At 39.9% G+C, this 19,419-nt stretch carries 17 protein-coding genes; 11 read left to right on the top strand and 6 right to left on the bottom strand.

What is annotated here, in order from left to right; all coding sequences use genetic code 11:
- On the top strand, nt 1–264 hold the full coding sequence (locus L1267_RS05975; RefSeq protein ID WP_135924299.1) for an outer membrane protein assembly factor BamE: 264 nt from the start codon (nt 1–3) through the stop codon (nt 262–264).
- A 37-nt stretch (nt 265–301) separates the two neighbouring features.
- Here the strand turns inward: L1267_RS05975 and L1267_RS05970 are convergent, their stop codons facing one another.
- From L1267_RS05970 to L1267_RS05960, 3 genes are all read right to left on the bottom strand, one after another.
- Nucleotides 302–1,663: a hypothetical protein gene (locus L1267_RS05970; protein WP_235382356.1), complete on the bottom strand. Its 1,362-nt coding sequence runs from the start codon at nt 1,661–1,663 to the stop codon at nt 302–304.
- Nucleotides 1,664–1,769: 106 nt separating this feature from the next.
- Entirely contained in the window at nt 1,770–4,361 is a 2,592-nt protein-coding gene (locus L1267_RS05965; protein ID WP_135924297.1) for a TonB-dependent receptor, read from the bottom strand.
- Between the two features lie 586 nt (nt 4,362–4,947).
- Entirely contained in the window at nt 4,948–5,364 is a 417-nt protein-coding gene (locus L1267_RS05960; protein WP_235382355.1) for a hypothetical protein, read from the bottom strand.
- 344 nt (nt 5,365–5,708) lie between these two features.
- On the opposite strand from L1267_RS05960, the gene ccoN reads away from it, so the two are divergent.
- The 10 genes from ccoN to uspE all read left to right on the top strand — a co-directional run bounded on the left by ccoN (nt 5,709) and on the right by uspE (nt 14,635).
- Nucleotides 5,709–7,142 carry a cytochrome-c oxidase, cbb3-type subunit I gene (ccoN, locus tag L1267_RS05955; RefSeq protein WP_036967883.1) on the top strand — a complete coding sequence of 478 codons (1,434 nt, stop codon included), beginning with the start codon at nt 5,709–5,711 and terminating at the stop codon, nt 7,140–7,142.
- Nucleotides 7,143–7,154: 12 nt separating this feature from the next.
- Entirely contained in the window at nt 7,155–7,829 is a 675-nt protein-coding gene (gene ccoO / locus L1267_RS05950) for a cytochrome-c oxidase, cbb3-type subunit II (RefSeq protein WP_135924295.1), read from the top strand.
- A gap of 5 nt (nt 7,830–7,834) precedes the next feature.
- A complete protein-coding gene (locus tag L1267_RS05945) occupies nt 7,835–8,020 on the top strand; it encodes a cbb3-type cytochrome oxidase subunit 3 (RefSeq protein ID WP_054561331.1) in 186 nt (61 codons plus the stop codon).
- The gene (gene ccoP / locus L1267_RS05940; protein ID WP_135924294.1) at nt 8,017–8,982 is read left to right on the top strand and encodes a cytochrome-c oxidase, cbb3-type subunit III; all 966 of its coding nucleotides are present in this window, start codon (nt 8,017–8,019) and stop codon (nt 8,980–8,982) included. The genes L1267_RS05945 and ccoP overlap by 4 nt, the downstream gene beginning before the upstream one ends.
- Before the next feature lie 149 nt (nt 8,983–9,131).
- On the top strand, nt 9,132–9,623 hold the full coding sequence (locus L1267_RS05935) for a FixH family protein (RefSeq protein ID WP_138558550.1): 492 nt from the start codon (nt 9,132–9,134) through the stop codon (nt 9,621–9,623).
- A gap of 9 nt (nt 9,624–9,632) precedes the next feature.
- Nucleotides 9,633–12,008: a heavy metal translocating P-type ATPase gene (locus tag L1267_RS05930; RefSeq protein WP_138558551.1), complete on the top strand. Its 2,376-nt coding sequence runs from the start codon at nt 9,633–9,635 to the stop codon at nt 12,006–12,008.
- The gene (gene ccoS, locus L1267_RS05925; protein ID WP_054553052.1) at nt 12,005–12,172 is read left to right on the top strand and encodes a cbb3-type cytochrome oxidase assembly protein CcoS; all 168 of its coding nucleotides are present in this window, start codon (nt 12,005–12,007) and stop codon (nt 12,170–12,172) included. Before L1267_RS05930 ends, ccoS begins: the two co-directional genes overlap by 4 nt.
- Complete coding sequence (locus tag L1267_RS05920; protein ID WP_235382354.1) at nt 12,165–12,836, top strand: sulfite exporter TauE/SafE family protein; 672 nt, start codon at nt 12,165–12,167, stop codon at nt 12,834–12,836. The genes ccoS and L1267_RS05920 overlap by 8 nt, the downstream gene beginning before the upstream one ends.
- A 38-nt stretch (nt 12,837–12,874) precedes the next feature.
- Nucleotides 12,875–13,609 carry an FNR family transcription factor gene (locus L1267_RS05915; RefSeq protein WP_135924290.1) on the top strand — a complete coding sequence of 245 codons (735 nt, stop codon included), beginning with the start codon at nt 12,875–12,877 and terminating at the stop codon, nt 13,607–13,609.
- A gap of 102 nt (nt 13,610–13,711) precedes the next feature.
- A complete protein-coding gene (gene uspE, locus L1267_RS05910; RefSeq protein WP_135924289.1) occupies nt 13,712–14,635 on the top strand; it encodes a universal stress protein UspE in 924 nt (307 codons plus the stop codon).
- Nucleotides 14,636–14,699: 64 nt separating this feature from the next.
- On the opposite strand, the gene ttcA is transcribed toward uspE, so the two are convergent.
- The 3 genes from ttcA to L1267_RS05895 all read right to left on the bottom strand — a co-directional run bounded on the left by ttcA (nt 14,700) and on the right by L1267_RS05895 (nt 19,366).
- The gene (gene ttcA / locus L1267_RS05905) at nt 14,700–15,593 is read right to left on the bottom strand and encodes a tRNA 2-thiocytidine(32) synthetase TtcA (RefSeq protein ID WP_235382353.1); all 894 of its coding nucleotides are present in this window, start codon (nt 15,591–15,593) and stop codon (nt 14,700–14,702) included.
- 191 nt (nt 15,594–15,784) lie between these two features.
- The gene (locus L1267_RS05900; RefSeq protein WP_235382352.1) at nt 15,785–18,088 is read right to left on the bottom strand and encodes a hybrid sensor histidine kinase/response regulator; all 2,304 of its coding nucleotides are present in this window, start codon (nt 18,086–18,088) and stop codon (nt 15,785–15,787) included.
- 9 nt (nt 18,089–18,097) lie between these two features.
- Nucleotides 18,098–19,366: an ABC transporter substrate-binding protein gene (locus L1267_RS05895; protein ID WP_235382351.1), complete on the bottom strand. Its 1,269-nt coding sequence runs from the start codon at nt 19,364–19,366 to the stop codon at nt 18,098–18,100.
- Between the last annotated feature and the right edge of the window lie 53 nt (nt 19,367–19,419).

Here is a 19,419-nt window from a genome sequence, read left to right as displayed (position 1 = left end):
ATGAAAAAATATATGGCAATTGCTGCTGCAACGGTAGCGCTTACTTTAGCTGGCTGTTCAAAAGTTAACTTAGAAAACTATGAAAAAATTAAAATCGGTATGGATAAAGCTGAAGTTGAAGCGATTTTAGGCTCAGCGGATAAGTGCGAAGAAAAAACACTTCATACTAATTGTATTTGGGGCAGCAAAGACAAAAATATCGAAATTACATTAGTTTCAGATAAAGTGTCGCTGTACAGCAAAACAGGTCTAGACGCTAAATAAACCTACCAGGGTGGTAATGTACCACCCTCGTTTCTCTTTATTTAACTGACGTCGAATATATCCTTTCAATATTAACAATTTTGCTGCGATTTAAGGTGATTTTGTAGCGCTGCATCAGTGTTTTTTCATCGTTTTGTGTAAAAACCAATACCATATTTAGTTGATACCTACGCTCAACTGCTTGCTTAGATATTTTATTGCTTTCAAGATGATAAAGTTTACCTTCACCGCGTTTTAAATAACGTGCGAATGGCGCTAAACTAAATTGCATCGTTTGTTGTAGGGTATCGTAACCCGGTAAAAACTCTTTAGCATTAACGTGTGTTTCACTAGCAAAATGTAACCATTGAGAAGCCTGCTTGTTCTGATGGCGACGCTTAGAGAATATTTGTCTAACCTCTTTAGGGATACGCTTAAAAGCTTCGTATTCTAGCCAAATATACTGACTAGCAATGCGGTCTTTAGTGATACTATTTCTAAATTGAAAACGCCATTTTGGCCGCCCTCTTACTATTGCACGCCATATAACGCGGGTAATATCCTCTTTGAATATCTCTCGCAACCCATAAATTACACCTAAAATCAAAATTAAGGTTGCAGTTACCTCAGTAAAGGTTGAACGGGCGTTTAACACAACTAACATTACAAAGGCCATGATAACAGCCGTTACAGATCCCTTTACAATGCGCTTTAAGTAGCTATTCAAATGTCGGGTATGACGAGTTAAAACCACACCATGTTCAATCAAACGTTGTAACAGGCGCATTTTATTAGTGATTCGATTGGCATCTTCAAGGGTTGATTGCGAGTTATATTCCTGCTCGTCACGGTAACTATTTTCAGTTTTACAAAACTCTAAAAGCTCGCTGCGCTCTTTTGCAAAATCGCTACTGCGTGGTCCTTCGTCTAGCAACTTTAAAAATGACTGTTCAACATGCCAACTTAAATAGTTATCGGCATTTTTATAAAATGGCAGTAGTTTTTCATCATCTGGTGTGTAGCGTCTCAGCTTTTTAAGCAGCCCTTTGGTTTGCTCACATAATTCAATGGCTGCAGGATAAAACTCTTCAGCTTCTTGGTATTTTAAGGTGTCTTTAATATCAGCATTCAGCGCTAAACGAACTTGGTAGCAATATAAGTTTAAATTTTGTCGATAATCTTGCTGCTCACCTTTGTTTTTACTAACAAAGCGACTTCTCACCAAGGGTAAATGAATATTGTTGGCGTTATAAGCTAAATGTGATTTGAAATGGTTATTAAAAAATGACTCTTCACTAAGTGTTTGTGGATTAACACTCATCTCATTAGGGATTGAGAAATACAGATCTAACCGCTGCTCTGCACGGGGAGTGAGTTCAGGCTCAATAATAAAAGATAGGTTTTCGTCTTGTTTAAGCAATATCACCTCGTTTGTTAAAAGTACCTCTACAGTTTACGCGTTGATAAGCTTTCAGACAATAAAAAAGCCCCGTAAAACGGGGCTTTAATAATCATTTCAAACTAGATTAGAACTTAACGTTCACACCAGCGAAGAAACGACGACCTAGTACATCGTATGTGTACGGGTCAGTGTTTGAGTCATTGTTACCTGAGTAGTAAGGTGCTTGCTTATCGAATAAGTTGTTAACACCTGCAGAGAATGACACTGTGTCGTTCATGATGTATGAACCACTGATGTCGTGGTATACAACAGTACCAACGCTTGGTACTAGACACTCGCTGTCGTCAGCAAGACATGCATAGCTGTCTAGGCCGTCGATCATACGTGCTTGGTATTGTGCATCCCAGTTGTCGCCAGACGCGTTAAGAGTGAAGTTAGACTTAACTTTCGCGTAGCTACCGATACCAGAAGTTACAAGACCTGTGTAATCGATTGTGCTTGTGCCTGAATCAACGATGTACTCATCAAGGATAGTTACATCAAGACCTGTGCGCCAGTTAAGACCTGCAGCTTCAAATGCATACTTGAAGTTTACGTCGTAACCTTTAGTCGATTCGTTACCAATGTTTTGTAATTGGTTGTTGAAGCTAATACGACCAGTGCTTTGGTTGAAGTTGATTGCAGAAGACTGACAAAGTGCAGTATCTTGGTTTTTGTATGAACCTGTAGCAGCGTCAAGACAGTTCTCAACGATGTATTGGTTGTTTACGCTTGAAATTGAGTTTTCGATTTCGATTTCATAGTAGTCAACAGTCATTGAGAAACCATCTAACCACTCTGGAGCGTATACGAAACCAGCTGTTACTGTATCAGCAAGCTCTGGCGTTAATTGGTCATTACCACCCACAGTTACTTCAGCTTGGTCTTGAGCGCCAGGGAAGTTAACTTGTTCGAATGAAGGTGATTTACCTTGGTAAAGCTCAGATACTGTAGGAGCACGGAATGCAGTTGAACGAACAGCACGTAGCATTAGTTCGTCGTTTACACGCCAAGTTAAACCTAGTTTCCAAGTCTCATCTGAACCAAATGTGCTGTAATCAAATGCACGTACAGCTGCGCTTAAGTCAACCATTTGTGCAAATGGTGCATCAGCTAGAAGTGGAACAGCAAATTCTACGTATGCTTCGTTAACGTCGAAACGACCACCTGTTGGTTCAACACGTGGGTCATTTGCAAGACCTTGTGAAGTTAGTGAATCTGGAACGTACCATGCTTTTTCTTCACGACGTTCGATACCCGCTGCGAAACCAACGTAACCAGCAGGAAGTTCCATTACTTCACCATTAAGGCCAGCTGAAAGAACTAATAATTGGCTACCACCTGAGTTGTTTTCAGTGTAGTTGTACTGTGCAAGGTTGCCAGCAGACCAGTCAGCTTGGTTTAGTGGGTTAAACTCACCTTCACCGATTGCATCTTGGATTGAACCCATGTTTAGAAGGTTTGTTGCACGGTCAACTGAATCGTTACGACCGAATACTACTGAAGTATCCCAGCCCCAACCGTTGTCGAATGAACCGTCTAGACCGATTACTGCGCGTACTGTGTCAACTACTTGCTCATAACCACGAGGACCTACGTCTGTCATACGACGACCGTAAGAGATGTCTTCTCCGTCAGCAACACCATGAGAAAGAAGTGAATCACCCATAGTTTCTGCATCGTATTTGAAGTCAAACCATACTGGCTGTGGAGCCATTTGTTGAGTTGACCAACGCTTAGAGTAAGTGAATTCAGACACTAGACGCGTTTCATCAGTTACGTCAAAGTGGCCGATACCTGTAAGGTTTAAACGACGCATTGGCGTGTATAGGTAGCTTGTTGCTGAGTAGTTGTATGCATCACCAGCAGCAGTGAAATCATGCCAACCACCATCTGCTTGACCTTGAAGGTCTGCATTTTCAGCCCAAACGTGGCCGAAAGGTGTATAAGAAGAACCACCACAGTAGAAGCTACCGTTGTCGTAATCTTCTTCGATAGGACAATCAGAGAAATCACGATCTGCTTGAGAAGCATCACCACGGTCAGTGTATTGTAAACCGATTACAACGTTACCACGGTCAAAGCTTGAACCCATTGTGATATCGAAAGACGTTTCGTCTGCATCGCCTTCACCAGTGATAGCACCGTTAAGGTTCATGTCTAGACCTTCGAAGTCGTCTTTTAAGATGATGTTAACAACACCCGCTACCGCGTCAGTACCGTATACAGCAGATGCGCCGTCTTTTAGTACTTCAACTTGCTTAATCATTGATACTGGGATTGTATTTAAGTCAACAGTAGATGCAGCACCAGTACCAGAGTTGATCATACGACGACCATTTACTAGTACTAGAGTACGTTGTGCACCAAGACCACGTAGGTCAACACGTGCGTTACCACCTGAACCGTTGTTAACAGCAGGGTTGGTCATTGCACCGCTTGCTGCAGTCATTTTTTGTAAAACGCCATCGATGCTTGATGCACCCATTGCTTTGATGTCATCTGCACCAATTAATGTTACAGGACTAGACGTCTCCATATCGGTACGCTTAATGCGAGAACCTGTAACTTGAATCTTTTCGATTGAATCTGCCGCATCTTCAGCAGCTAATACTTGCATGCTTGAGAACATTGGGATTGCTGATACAACAGCTAAACCAAGAATTGATTTTTTCATGTGAAAACCCTACTTGTTGGAAATTTACCTTAGTTAGGTAGCGCTCGTTATTATTCGAATCACGAGTCAGCGGCAGGCAACTTAGGCTCAGTTAACTGAACGAAAACTGAATGATAGAACAATAAAAAAACAGCCTAAATTTCTAGTTTCCAATTGGGGTAATAAGGTTTCACGATGTATCAATGTTAACAGAAAAAAACACTATAAAATCAGATTTCTACAATACTTTACAACCAAAAAAAATACGATTGAAATCAATTGCACGAACTTTGTAATCAAGTGTAACTAGGGCCGTATTGAGGCTACAAATGAAATTTTTACAACTTGATCACACATCGTTATAAAAACCGTAAAAGCTTGGTAAGACTGCTAACCATAGTTATTCACTAAAATTAACTAATTAGACAAAGTTAGTCGGTTAATCGCTGTATTGGAGGACGTTTTTTTAGATTTGTTCCAAAACTTTGTGGTTTTCTTGGAATAAGTTAGTTAAATGGCGTCGATTTGTAGGAAAACTAATTTGATGGTGTGTATCACTTAGTCAAATAAACAGTTACTTGGTGATACACATATAAATGTTGCGATATTAAGGTTGGATAGAATCGAAATAATAAAAAAGCGTGTGTGTTTTGTTACTAGCATCTTGATAGGTCACGGTCATCTTCCATGTCATGACGGGTTCTGAACACGCCCCTACCATTGTATTAGCAGTCCATATTTGTTCAGTGTTAGTAAACTGAACTGGGATGAACCCCATATACATAGATACACCTTCAAGTTTAGCTGAGGGATTTTTGGCATCATCTGGCAACTTCAAGTTAATTGTAAAAGGGGTTTCTGGGCTAACTTTAGAATTACTTAACCAAACTTCTACATTATTAGTAAATTGACATCGGCTATTATTTTCACAGCTTGTACTTGCGCTACCCTCTTCTATACTTTGGTAATCACACGCAGCAGTAAAAATACTGATCAGGAAAACTGGGAGTAAACTAATTCTCACTTTCTTTGCCTGTATAAAATAAAAGCGGATACTAGTCAGGTCATAGATAAAAGACAACTATGCTCGATGGAATAAGCTAATAAAAATACAATCACTGACAAAAAATAACCAACAAAACATCAAAAATTGATTGATGTCATAATTTTATGCAATTGACCTATCTTTTTTAGGTCAAAAATTTTATCATTTCCATCGCAAAAATAAGGGTTTCTCGAGTTTGTTTTCTGAAGCTAACACCTTTTAGCTAGCTTTAGGTAACACACTTGTGAAGTAATAGTAGGCCCCACTTTTATCAAGTGGGTAATTCATTTCTAAAACGCATTAATTGCAGCGGAAGCCAGAAAATGAGCCAAACAGTAGCATCACAAACTGAGTACAATTATAAAGTTGTACGCCAATTCGCTATTATGACAGTGATTTGGGGCATCGTTGGCATGAGTGTTGGGGTTCTGATTGCTGCCCAATTAGCTTGGCCAGCACTTAACTTTGATACACCATGGTTAACTTACTCTCGACTACGTCCGTTACATACGAACGCAGTAATTTTCGCATTTGGTACAAGTGCTCTTTTTGCGACGTCTTATTACGTCGTACAACGTACGTGTCAAACGCGCCTTTTCTCAGATAAACTAGCAGCCTTCACCTTCTGGGGTTGGCAACTTGTTATCGTACTTGCAGCGATCACCTTACCTTTAGGTATCACAAGCTCAAAAGAATACGCAGAACTTGAATGGCCAATCGATATTCTTATCGCCGTTGTTTGGGTTACATACGCAGTTGTATTCTTCGGTACGCTAATCAAGCGTAAAGTATCGCACATCTATGTTGCGAACTGGTTCTACGCTGGTTTCATTATTACTGTTGCCGTTTTACACATTGTAAACAGCATGGCAATTCCAGTTTCACTTACTAAATCATACTCTATCTACGCAGGTGCTGTAGATGCAATGGTTCAGTGGTGGTACGGTCACAACGCTGTTGGTTTCTTATTAACTGCTGGTTTCTTAGGTATGATGTACTACTTCGTACCAAAACAAGCAGGTCGCCCTGTTTACTCTTACCGTTTATCGGTAGTTCACTTCTGGGCACTTGTTTCTTTATATATCTGGGCAGGTCCTCACCACCTACACTACACTGCGCTTCCAGACTGGACGCAAAGCTTAGGTATGGTTATGTCAGTTATCCTATTCGTTCCATCTTGGGGTGGTATGATCAACGGTATCATGACGTTATCAGGTGCATGGCATAAACTACGTACTGACCCAGTACTTCGTTTCTTAGTTGTTTCTCTATCTTTCTACGGTATGTCTACGTTCGAAGGCCCAATGATGGCTATTAAGTCTGTTAATGCGCTTTCACACTACACTGACTGGACTGTAGGTCACGTACACTCAGGTGCACTAGGTTGGGTTGCAATGATTTCTATCGGTGCTATCTATCACCTAATCCCTGCACTATTCTCACAAGGCCGTATGTACAGTGTTAAACTAGTTAACACGCATTTCTGGTTACACACTGTGGGTGTTGTTCTATACATCGTAGCAATGTGGATCTCAGGTGTAATGCAAGGTCTAATGTGGCGTGCAGTGAACTCAGACGGTACGTTAATGTACAGCTTTGTACAGTCATTAGAAGCTTCGTATCCGTTCTATATCATGCGTTTCCTAGGCGGTGTTTTCATCGTAACAGGTATGCTAATTATGGCTTACAACGTTTATCGTACTATTGCTGCGAAGAAAGATTCGCTTCAATTAGACGCTGACGCACAATTAGCATAATGGAGTAGCACGATGAGCAATAATAATTCACAAAACAAACACGAAATAGTCGAAAAGAACGTTGGCCTTATGGCTATCTTGACTGTTTTTGCTATCAGCTTTGGTGCATTGGTAGAGATTACACCACTTATGTTCCAAGACGATACGACTAAACCTGTTGATGGCTTACGCCCTCTTACAGCGTTAGAAATGGAAGGCCGCGATATCTATGTACGTGAAGGTTGTTACAACTGTCACTCACAAATGATTCGTCCTTTCCGTGACGAGGTTGAGCGTTATGGTCACTACTCTGTAGCTGGTGAGTCAGTATGGGATCACCCATTCCAATGGGGTTCTAAGCGTACTGGTCCTGACCTAGCTCGTGTTGGTGAGCGTTACTCAGACGATTGGCACCATGCTCACTTAATGGACCCACGTGCTGTGGTTCCTGAGTCAAACATGCCAGCGTTTCCTTGGTTAGATGAAAACAGAGTCGATACAACCCATACTCTTAAAAAGCTTCAAATATTCCGTGATAGCTTCGGAATTGATAAATCAAGCGACCGTTACGACGGTAAAGGTTATGGTAGCGACGAAGAGTTAAAAGCTGACATTGCGAAAATTGAAGCCATGAACGATGGTAAAGGCGCGACTGAAATGCAAGCTCTTATCGCTTACTTACAACAGCTTGGCACACACTTGAAGTAATTATTATGGATTACGGAACATACAGAGGCATTTTAACTCTGGTAATTTTAGTACTGTTTATTGTGATTGTTGTATGGGCATACAGCAAGCGTAGCAAAAGTCGATTTGATAATGCTGCTAATGCCATATTTGAAGATGAAAAAAAACACAACAACACAATCTCTAACGAGGAAAAGGAGTCTGAGAAATGACTAGCTTTTGGAGTATATGGGTTATTGTATTAACCCTTGCGTGTCTTGCTATCATCTTCGGCCTACTTCTGTGGAACTTGAAAAACTACACAGGTGTTAAAGAAGGCGAAAGCTGTGGTCACGAATTTGATGGCATTGAAGAACTAAACAACCCACTACCAAAATGGTGGACTTACATGTTCTTCGCGACATTTGTATGGTCTGTTTATTACCTTGCAGCTTACCCAGGTTTAGGTAATTGGGAAGGTTTAGGTAAATGGACAAGTTCTAACCAAGGTATTACTTCTCTAGCTGAGTCTAAAGAAGCAACTGAACAAGCATTAGCTAATGGTGAGAACGTTCAATTAGACCAAGAGTTTATTGCAGCAGATGAGCGTTTTGGCCCAATCTTTGAGTCGTACGCGAAACAAGATATTGAAGCACTTGTAAAAGACGAAAAAGCGCTTGAGATTGGTCAACGTTTATTCTCTCAAAACTGTGCTCAGTGTCATGGTTCAGATGCACGTGGTGGTTTAGGCTTCCCTAACCTAACTGATAAAGATTGGTTATATGGTGGTACGCCAGACAAAATCAAAGAAACACTTCTTTATGGTCGTGTTGCTGCGATGCCACCTTGGGGTGATGCACTTGGTGAGCAAGGTATTAAAGAAATGACTGCTCACGTACTAAGCTTATCTGGCCGTACTGTAAACCAAAAAGATGCCGAAGCAGGTGCTGCGAAGTTCGCAATGTGTGCAGCGTGTCACGGTGCTGACGGTAAAGGTTCAGTTGCACATAACTTACCATTTGGTGCACCTAACCTAACTGATAACATCTGGTTGTATGGTGGCTCTAAACGTGCTGTTGAAGAAACACTTAGAAATGGCCGTGCAGGTGTAATGCCAGCATGGAAGGACATTCTAGGTGAAGATAAAGTACACCTATTAACAGCGTACGTTTACAGCTTATCGCAAGATAAATAACCACGTCGTTAATAAAATGTATAAACAATTAATCTTTTAATTCAATAGATTAATTAAGATCAAAAAAGCCTCCATCTGGAGGCTTTTTTTTAGTCTTTTGCTTTTAGATCCGATAAAATGCGTACAACATTTTTTAAGGTATAAGTACTATGAAACCGACTCCTTGGTATAAAAACTTTTGGCCATGGTTTTTAATCTCCTTCCCGCTTGCTGCAATTATCGGCTGTTTTGGTCTAATTTATATGGCTATTGGCAATGGCCCTGATATGGTTGTTGATGACTACTATAAAAAAGGCAAGGCAATTAACCTTGAACTCAGTAAATTCAATAAAGCCAAAGCACTATATCTACATGGTGATTTAGACGTAACTGATGATAAAGTTAGCTTTAAGTTTACTAAAGGTGATGCAAGCCAAGTTCACTCTTTAAAAATGTCATTTTATCATCGCACCATTAAAGCCAACGACTTCAATGTTAGTTTAATGAAAAACGCTCATGGTGACTTTACAGCCCTACTCGACACTCACGTTGACGGTGCATACACAGTGTTTATTGAACCTATCGATAATAGTTGGAAGTTAAAAGAAGACATTACTCTTCCTACTGATAAAACAATTTCGATTAGCCCTGAATATAAGTAGTAAACTCAAATGTCCGATAATTGCTTTCATTGTCTTGAAAGTGTGCCAAAAGGCTTTAATGCGACTGTCGAAATAGACGGTAAGGCACAACCTATGTGTTGTATTGGTTGCCAAACGGTTGCTGAGAATATCGTCGCCCAAGGCATGACCGATTACTATAAGTTTAGAACTGTGCGCTCTGGTAAAGTAGAACAACTTGTTCCAGAGCAGCTTGAGTTAATTAAGAGTTACGATAACGAAGATATACAAGATGAGTTTATTTCAGCCACAAATGACTTATCAGAAGTGCTTCTTACCGTCGAAGGTATCACCTGTGCTGCCTGTGCTTGGTTAATCGAGAAACAATTACTCAATTTAAAAGCAATTAAGCGTGTGGATGTAAATACATCGACTAATCGTGCGATGATCCAATGGGATAAATCGGTTACTCCACTTAGCCAAATTATCACCTCATTACACGAAATCGGCTATAAAGCTTACCCGTTTCAGGCTGATCTTGAAGCGAGTCAAAAACAACAAGCCGCTAAAGCCTATATCCGCCGATTAGGTGTTGCAGGTCTGATGACTATGCAAGTAATGATGTTCGCTTTTGCCATGTATTTTGGCATGTTCTCGGGCATGGAAGAAAACTTTGAACAGTATTTCCGCTGGATAAGCTTAGTTCTTGCTTCGCCGGTTATTTTATACAGCGCCCTGCCGTTCTTAACCAATGCAATTAATGGTTTAAAAGCCAAACAGCTCAATATGGACTTACCCGTATCTTTAGCGATTTTTGGTGCTTATGGTGCGAGCTGCTATGCCACATTAATGTCGGTTGGCGAAGTTTATTTTGAATCTATCTGTATGTTTACCTTCTTATTATTACTGGGTAAATATTTAGAATTTAGAGCCCGTTTAAAAGCCAGTGAATTTACTGCTAACTTACAAAAACTTTTGCCTTTAACTGCACGAATTATCAATAGCGATAATCAAGAATCAATTATTGCGGCTAAAAAGCTTAAATTAGGCGATGTTGTTTTAATTAAAGCAGGCGAAACCATTCCTGCTGATGGTGTTGTGATCAAAGGTAAAACAACTGTTGATGAAGCCATGATGACAGGCGAGCATCAGCCAGTTAATAAATTTATCAGCCATCAGGTTTACGCTGGTACTATTAACCACGATGGCGTGATCAGTATTGAGATCAACAAAATCGGCCAAAATACGCTGCTTAATCAAATTATTAAGTTACAACACACAGCATTAACCAAACGCCCTCGATTAGTTGAGATTACAGATAAAGTCGCGCAGTGGTTTGTTGCGTGTTTATTACTGTTTGCCTCCATTACAGCGATTGGCTGGTATCAAATAGACCCTGAGCATGCTTTTTGGGTTACTATTTCGGTGCTTGTTGCAACCTGCCCTTGCGCCCTTAGTTTAGCGATTCCAACTGCCCTAACCTGTGCCGTAGCCAGCCTTACAAAGCGTGGCATTTTAATTAAACAAGCCCATGTTTTAGAAACGCTACCACAATTAACAGATATCGCCTTCGATAAAACAGGTACTTTAACGCAGGGTCGTTTCACTATTGAGCGTGTTGAAATGGTCAGCAGCCATTATAGTGAAGCTGATGCATTACGATTAGCAGCGCAACTTGAAAGCTTCTCAGAACACCCAATTGCTAATGCGTTTGCAACTTACAACGACACGGTTAACCCTATCGAAAATGTCACAATCGAACCGGGTAAAGGTATTACAGCAGAGCTTAATAAACAGCACCTAGCGATAGGTAAAAGCGGCTGGTTTGATACCGAAAAAGCAGATGCACAAGCAACCTTGTATGTCGATAAACAAGTAGTTGCGCGCTTTTATCTCGCCGATAGCTTACGTAACAACGCAGAAAAACTAATCACAGAGCTGCACTCTCAACAAATAAAGTGTCACATGTTAACGGGTGATGCATCAAACAGTGGTGAGCGAATCGCAAAACAGTTAAATTTAGATACCGTGCATGCAGCATGTAGCCCTCGCGACAAACAAACTCATGTTGAAGCACTCGCAAACAAAGGCGCCATCGTTGCCATGGTGGGTGATGGAGTCAATGATAGCCCAGTATTTGCCAGTGCCCATTTATCTATTGCAATGGAAACAGGCGCTGATATTTCCAAAAACAGTGCTGATGTGGTATTACTCAATAGTGATCTAACCGCCATCGAGCATTTGCTCACAGTGTCGAAAAAGACGCGCCGTATTGTTAAGCAAAACTTGGCACTATCACTTATTTACAATGGTTCGATTTTACCACTGGCAGCCCTTGGGCTTGTTGCTCCTTGGATGGCCGTCATCGGTATGTCTGCAAGCTCCATTTTGGTTATTACCAACTCATTAAGGTTATTAAAACTATGAGTATCATCTACATGCTTATCCCGATTGCCATATTATTTGTGCTAATTGCTATTGGGGTGTTCTTTTGGGCTGTAAAGAGCGAACAATTTTCTGATTTAAACAAACAGGGCCACAGTATCCTGTTCGAAGACGATAAAGAGCAGCACAACAAAAGTAATGATTGATCCGCTGTTTATTAGTGCATTTGTAATGGGTTTGCTAGGCAGTGGTCACTGTCTAGCTATGTGTGGTGGCATTGCCAGTAGTTTACAACTTGCTGCTAACAAAAACCGCGCAGTCAGTTTTTCTGTTGCTTATAATCTGGGACGTGCGCTTAGTTACATGATTGCTGGTGCCTTAGTCGCTGGAATTAGCAGCCGTTTTGCAGCGCAAAATACCACTATTTCTATAGCATTATCGTTTTTAAGTGGTATTTTTATGCTCCTCGTTGGGGTTTATATTATGCGCTTAGCGGCGACCCTACAGTGGTTAGAAAAACTAGGAAAAACCCTAGTATGGCAGCATTTAGCTAAGCTCAATCGTTATTTATTACCGGTCGATACAACACCTAAAGCCCTACTCTATGGCGCTTTATGGGGTTGGTTGCCCTGCGGATTAGTTTATTCAGCACTGACTTGGGCTCTCACCAGTCCATCAGCACTACATGGGGCTGGAGTAATGTTATTTTTCGCGTTAGGAACCTTTCCTGCGATGATAAGCGTAGGTCTAGTCAGTCAAAAAATACACGCTATTTTCAACCATGTTTGGACTAGGGTTATTCTAGGCAGCGTAATAATATGGTACGGTATATACTTATTAATTATAGCAACCGATAAGCTAGTTCATTAATCTTACGCGTTGTTAACTTATTTGAATGGATTTGATGTATGGACTTCTCACAAAACAAGTCAAAAGGCTTATGCACAATTAGCTGTAATAATTGCAGTATTAGCCAGCTATGTTTGCCATTTTCATTAAACGGTCAAGAAATGGATCGTCTCGATGAAATCATCGAGCGCAAAAAACCACTGCACAAAGGTGACTTTTTATTTGAGTCTGGTGAAAGCTTAAATGCGATATATGCGGTACGCTCAGGTTCGTTTAAATCTTACACGTTATCTGAGCAAGGCGATGAGCAAATTACTGGTTTTCATTTAGCTGGTGATTTAGTCGGTTTCGATGCAATTAACAAAATGGCTCATCAAAGCTTCTCGCAAGCACTTGAAACCTCAATGGTATGTGAAATTCCATTCGATACCCTCGATGATTTAGCAGGTAAATTACCAAAGCTACGCCAACAAATTATGCGTTTAATGAGTAATGAAATTAACTATGACCAAGAAATGTTATTGTTACTCAATAAAAAGTCAGCTGAAGAGCGCCTAGCGAGTTTTATCTATAATCTTGCAGAGCGTTTCGGTGAGCGCGGTTTTTCGCGTAAAGAATTCCGTTTAACCATGACACGTGGCGAGATCGGTAACTATTTAGGCCTTACTGTTGAAACAATTAGTCGCCTTTTAAGCCGCTTCCAAAAAGCTGGTTTTATTAAGGTTGAAGGTAAATTTATCACCATTTTGGACCAGCAAGCACTTGCAACAACAGCAGCGATTAAATGTAAGTAGAGTTTGATTTAAAGCAACTTTCTATTGTTTGCCCCTTTAACTGTTCTAAATTTAGGTTACACTCAAAGTACTACTTTTTGCGGAACAGTTAAGGAGCAGCACATGGACGCAATTAAACGAATTTTAGCAGTTATAGACCCAACCAAAGAGCAGCAACACAGTTTAAGTCGCTCAATTGATCTAGCCAAAAAATCTGGCGCGACCATCACCGCTTTCCTCAGTATCTACGACTTCTCTTACGAAATGACCACGATGCTTTCTGCTGATGAGCGTGAAGCGATGCGTGAGGCGGTAATCAAAGATCGCCAAGCATGGCTAGACGAGCAAATTGCACTTTATCCTGAGCTTACCATTGATAGCTGTGTTGTTTGGCATAACCGTCCTTACGAGGCAATCATTAATACTGTTATTAATGACGGCTATGATTTAGTCGTAAAAGGTACCCATCAACACGATACGCTTAAATCAGTTATCTTCACACCAACTGACTGGCACCTAATTCGCAAGTGCCCTGCTCCAGTTTTACTTGTTAAAGAAAAAGAGTGGCCAGCACAAGGTAATATTCTTGCAGCAGTGAACGCGGTAAGTGAAAACGAGCAACACCTTGAACTTAACAAACGTATTATTAATGATGCTCGCTTCATTTGTGATTTAGCGAATGCCACTCTTAACCTTGTGAATGCATACCCTGCAACTCCGGTTAACATTGCTATTGAAATTCCTGAGTTTAACCCGGGTGTTTATAACGAATCAGTTAAGAAACATCACTTTGAATCAACGCTTTCGTTAGCTGAAGGGTTTAATATTGATAAAGCTCATTGCCACATTGAAGAAGGCTTACCAGAAGATGTCATTCCTGATGTTGCTGCACGGTTAAACAGCGAATTAGTAGTGATTGGTACTGTCGGTCGCACGGGGTTAAGCGCGGCGCTTGTCGGTAACACTGCAGAGCATGTCATTGATAGTCTTGATTGTGATGTATTAGCGTTAAAACCAGACGGCTACGTCAGCCCTCTTGCTAAATAACATTTTTAAAATGCATTAAAAAAGCCCCAGTTCGGGGCTTTTTTTATATACAGTTTGAGGGTTTTTATATATTTGTTACATCGATAAATAATGATTCATCAATGTTTGTCGATGAGACCACCGCCTCGCTAAAGTCATAGCTTTCACGATTGCCTTCTCTATCAAGTGGTAAGTTTTCAAAATCAAATAAGTTTCTGTCTGCAAGCTGACTTGGGCTAACATTCTGTAAAGACTTAAAAATACTTTCAACACGACCCGGAGTTTTCTTATCCCACTCTGTCAGCATGGCTTTAATTGATTGACGCTGAAGGTTTTCTTGCGAGCCACACAAGTTACAAGGAATAATCGGGAAATCTTTATGCTCGGCGTATTTAATTAAATCTTTCTCACGGCAATATGACAACGGACGAATGACTACGTTACGTTCATCATCAGAGCGTAATTTTGGTGGCATCGCTTTTAATCGTGAACCATGAAACATATTTAAGAACATTGTCTCAACAATGTCATCCATGTGATGACCAAGTGCTAGTTTTGTCGCGCCAATTTTTTCTGCGAATGAATAAAGTGTGCCGCGACGAAGTCGTGAACACAGACCACACGTCGTCTTACCTTCTGGTACTTTTTCCTTTACTAGTGAGTAGGTATCTTTATCAACGATGTAATACGGGATATTTAGCGTTTCAAAGTAATCAGGCAAAATGTGCTCAGGAAAGCCTGGCTGCTTCTGATCAAGGTTTACCGCAATCACTTCAAATTTAATTGGCGCTGCTTTTTGTAAATTAAGCAAAATATCTAGCATCGCAAAAGAATCTTTACCACCACTGATACACGCCATAACAACATCACCGTCTTCAATCATGTTGTAATCAGTAATCGCGTTACCAACATGCCTTCTTAGACGCTTTTGAAGTTTATTAAATTCAAGAGTTTCTTTTCTAGTATCAGTTTGATTCATTTGCTCTGCTCATACAGGCTTTGCTAAGCCATGTTTCATAGTAAAAAGTTCGGCGTGGATTATACGGACTTTTTATACGAGTTGAAATGATTAGCTTGGGATTATTGTCGTTGTACTCTGCAACTTAATTTATATAAAAGCACAAACAAATCGAAAACAATACATTCGTATTTTACTGTATACACATAGGCTCACTTTGAGCAGGTATAATGCTCCTCTTGGCTGTCATCTGCTGGTGTGCACCACTTTAACAATACCTCTTTTAGAGATTCATACTTTATTGGTTTAGCAATGAAATCATTCATCCCAGCATCAAAACAGCGCTGCTTATCTGCACTTAATACATTAGCAGTCAATGCAATGATAGGTGTTGATTTAAAGGCTTCTTTCTCGCGTATTTTTATTGTTGCCTGAGGGCCATCTAAAACAGGCATTTGCATGTCCATGAAAATAATATCAAATAACTGTTTCTCACATTGTAATATGGCTTGTTCGCCATCATTTGCTATTTTTATTGAGCTAATATTAAATTCATTTAGCATCGCTTCGATAACGACCTGATTGATTTCATTGTCTTCAACAATCAGAACATTTAGTCTTGAGAAATCAAAAGACTCATCTGGAAATTTCATCAGCGTTACCTCTTTTATATCAGCATGCTTAAAGCTCTGTTTTGCTACCATCTGAAAATAAAAACGTGAACCAACACCAGCTTCACTTTCAACATGTAAAGTTGTGCCCATCAAATTGAGTAACTTACTCGAAATAGCCAAACCTAACCCTGTACCACCAAAGCGACGTGTAATTGAGGCATCAGCTTGTGAAAAGGCTTCAAATAAATTACTCATGTGCTCTTTGACTATACCAATCCCAGTATCTATTACGTTAAACGTTAAGCTAAATTCATCATTACGTTGAGCAATTTCAACACTCAACGTCACATTACCCCGCTCTGTAAATTTAATTGCGTTACCAAGTAAATTAATTAGTACTTGTTTCAAACGCGTTTCATCTCCTAAGAAGATGGCCTCTTTGCCATCAGGGCTTGTTTCAATATTAAATTGAATATTCTTGCTATGTGCTTGTTCTAAAAATAGATGCTGGAGTTCATCTAACATACTGCTTAACTTAATTGGTTGAGATTCTAGCTCAATTTTAGAAGCCTCTATTTTACTTAAATCCAAAATATCATTAATAATCACTAATAAACTCGAACCAGAAGACTGAATAATAGCAAGCATCTTTGCCTGTTCTGTAGTGAGTGTTGTTCTACTCAATTGTCGAGCCATTCCTAAAATACCATTCATAGGAGTTCTTATTTCATGACTCATATTGGCGAGAAACTCTGATTTTACTTTTGTCGTGTGCTCTGCAACTTTTTTTGCTTCAGAAAGATCACGACTTAAAATACGAAAGCTATCTGCTGCGCTTGCAAGAACTCCAATTTCATCTTTACGGTTTAAATCATGTATTGGTGCCGATAAATCCCCTTCTAAAAAGCGTTGAAAACTGACAGTGAGCCTCTTGATGGCTTGAGATATTTGTAGATGAAAAAAAGCGGCAAGCGCTAACACATAAATAAACACGACAGCCGCCAGTGCTTTTAATATTTTTTCGGTTTTAGAAACTGTGATTTCCGCGTCTTTTTTGATCTGATTCAAATGGGCTAAAGAATTCTCTCTTAGCTTATTTGCTAGTGTACTAAACTCGATTGCATCCCCCGCCATTACAACATTTACCAAACTAAAGTAGTTGCGATTAGCCTGAATAGCTTTTGAAAAAGCGTTCTGATAAGTGCTCGCTAATGTCGCTGTTCTTATAATTTCACTCTGAACATCATCTTGTTGTGTCATAGCTAGATCATTATTAAGCCCAGATAACACTTGCAAAGCATTATTAACGGCAGTTCGTTTTGTATAGTCTTTTTTAGTTAAAAATTGATAGGCATCACGATGTAGCACATGCCACATATTGAGGCTTTCGGCGATGATCAACATTTGTTCGTTTGAAACAGCTAGCTTCTTTAGGTTTTCAAGATGAGTAACGGCCTCAAAATAAATGCTCGGAAGTTCAACTTCGATGAGCTCTGATCTAATTTCATATCGCTTCGTGAGCACACCTAAATTATCACTATATCTGTCGATTAACTCAGACATAGAGTCTAAATATACTTGGCTATCACTCTCATCTGATTTCAAGTTAACTTCATTTAAACGGCTTTTTACACTGTCGAAATTCTCTATGATTTTACTAAAAACAGCTTCACTTCCAGACGAGCCATAGACAGAGATATCTCTTTGCATTTCAACAATATCTTTGTTTATGCTTAAGATGCTTACTGCATAATTGCTTATACGGCTAATATCATTGAAAGACACTTCAATTGTTTTGAGGCGCTTGTTCATCACAACAAAGCTTATTCCCATGACTAATATCACCAGCATTAATGCAAGTAATACTTTAGCTGCCAGTGACTTAGAAATGATATTAATCAATTTAATTCCCTATGAGTTTAATAGCTCATACCACTTATCTAAGCTGTAATCATAATTAGGCATTACTGTATTCCAAACGGCAATATTCGAAAAACGCTTTATATAACTGCCACCATCTCGCATTTGGCCCGCTTTAACTGACACTTTTCCATCTGTACCTTGCAGGTCTATTGATGCAGCTTTTCCTTCATACCAATAATCCCATTCCGGCTTTGACATAAGCGGCTGACTGCGCTCGGGGTTAGAAATATAATATCCTTGGCGCGCAATAAATGCTCCAGGATAGCCAGATAACCACCAATTCATATACTCATATGCCGCATCTTTTACATGCCCTTGTGTATTTGAAGATAAGCACATAACCCCATGCCATGCACGGTACCCTTCTTTGGGAGAAGCATAGACAACAGGTATCCCCTGTCCTTTACATGCACTTACACCTGGAGAAAACATACTTTGAATATTGACCCGTTTCATTTTCATGAAATCTACAGACTGCGGAACAGACGTCCAAAAGCCAGCGAAATGACCTTGCCTTTTTTTCTCGAGTAGAATTGCAAATAGCTGATCTATTTCAGAAATACTCATATTGCCAATATCGTTGAAACGCATCAGTCCTTTGCCTTGAGCTGCTAAAGCTGCATCAAAGATTCCAATAGTGGGAGCATTCACTAAAGCCACTTTACCTTTGTTTTTTTCATCAAGTAACCAAGCCCATGACTCTGTTTCATAAGGAATACCTTGCTCTATAAAATTAGTGTTGTAGCCAAATGAATCAACATTATGGACATAAGGCATAAAACTAATTTGCTTTGTAGGTGTAGTTCCCAAGGAGCCATCGGCTTGAACATAAAGTAACTTGTTAGGTGAATCTCCGGCTCCTATGCTTGCTTCAGGTGTAATCTTGCCTGTTTTAGTCAAAGGGTTAATTTCTTGCCAATAGTTTAACCTATCAATATCTAATGGCTGTATTGCACCAGCTTGCCATAGTATGTTGATTGAATCAGACCATTGCTCATAGAGATCGAATGAATTTGGGTTTGCAGCTGCTTTTTGTAGTACAGCAGCACTGCCCATTGGGGTAAACTCAACATTAATGCCTAACTCACGCATTGCGCGTTGTCTGAGCTCTTCTTGTAATGTGACATGTGTCCCCATAACGCGCAAAGTGATTTGCTTTTTAGCAAAAACATAGGGGGCTTTAAACGCCAACGTTGATACCGCAGCACCTACGCTAAGAGTTTTCAAAAAGCGCCGACGATTTTGAGCATGATTCATTACATTACCCCAAATTTTTATATACATTAAGTATAGGTTAAATTTGAAGATAG

The sequence above is a fragment of the Pseudoalteromonas sp. OFAV1 genome (assembly GCF_021532595.1).
GTDB lineage: Bacteria > Pseudomonadota > Gammaproteobacteria > Enterobacterales > Alteromonadaceae > Pseudoalteromonas > Pseudoalteromonas lipolytica_C.
The sequence above is the reverse complement of the archived record's forward strand: the minus strand, read 5'-3'. Positions and strand labels throughout refer to the sequence as shown.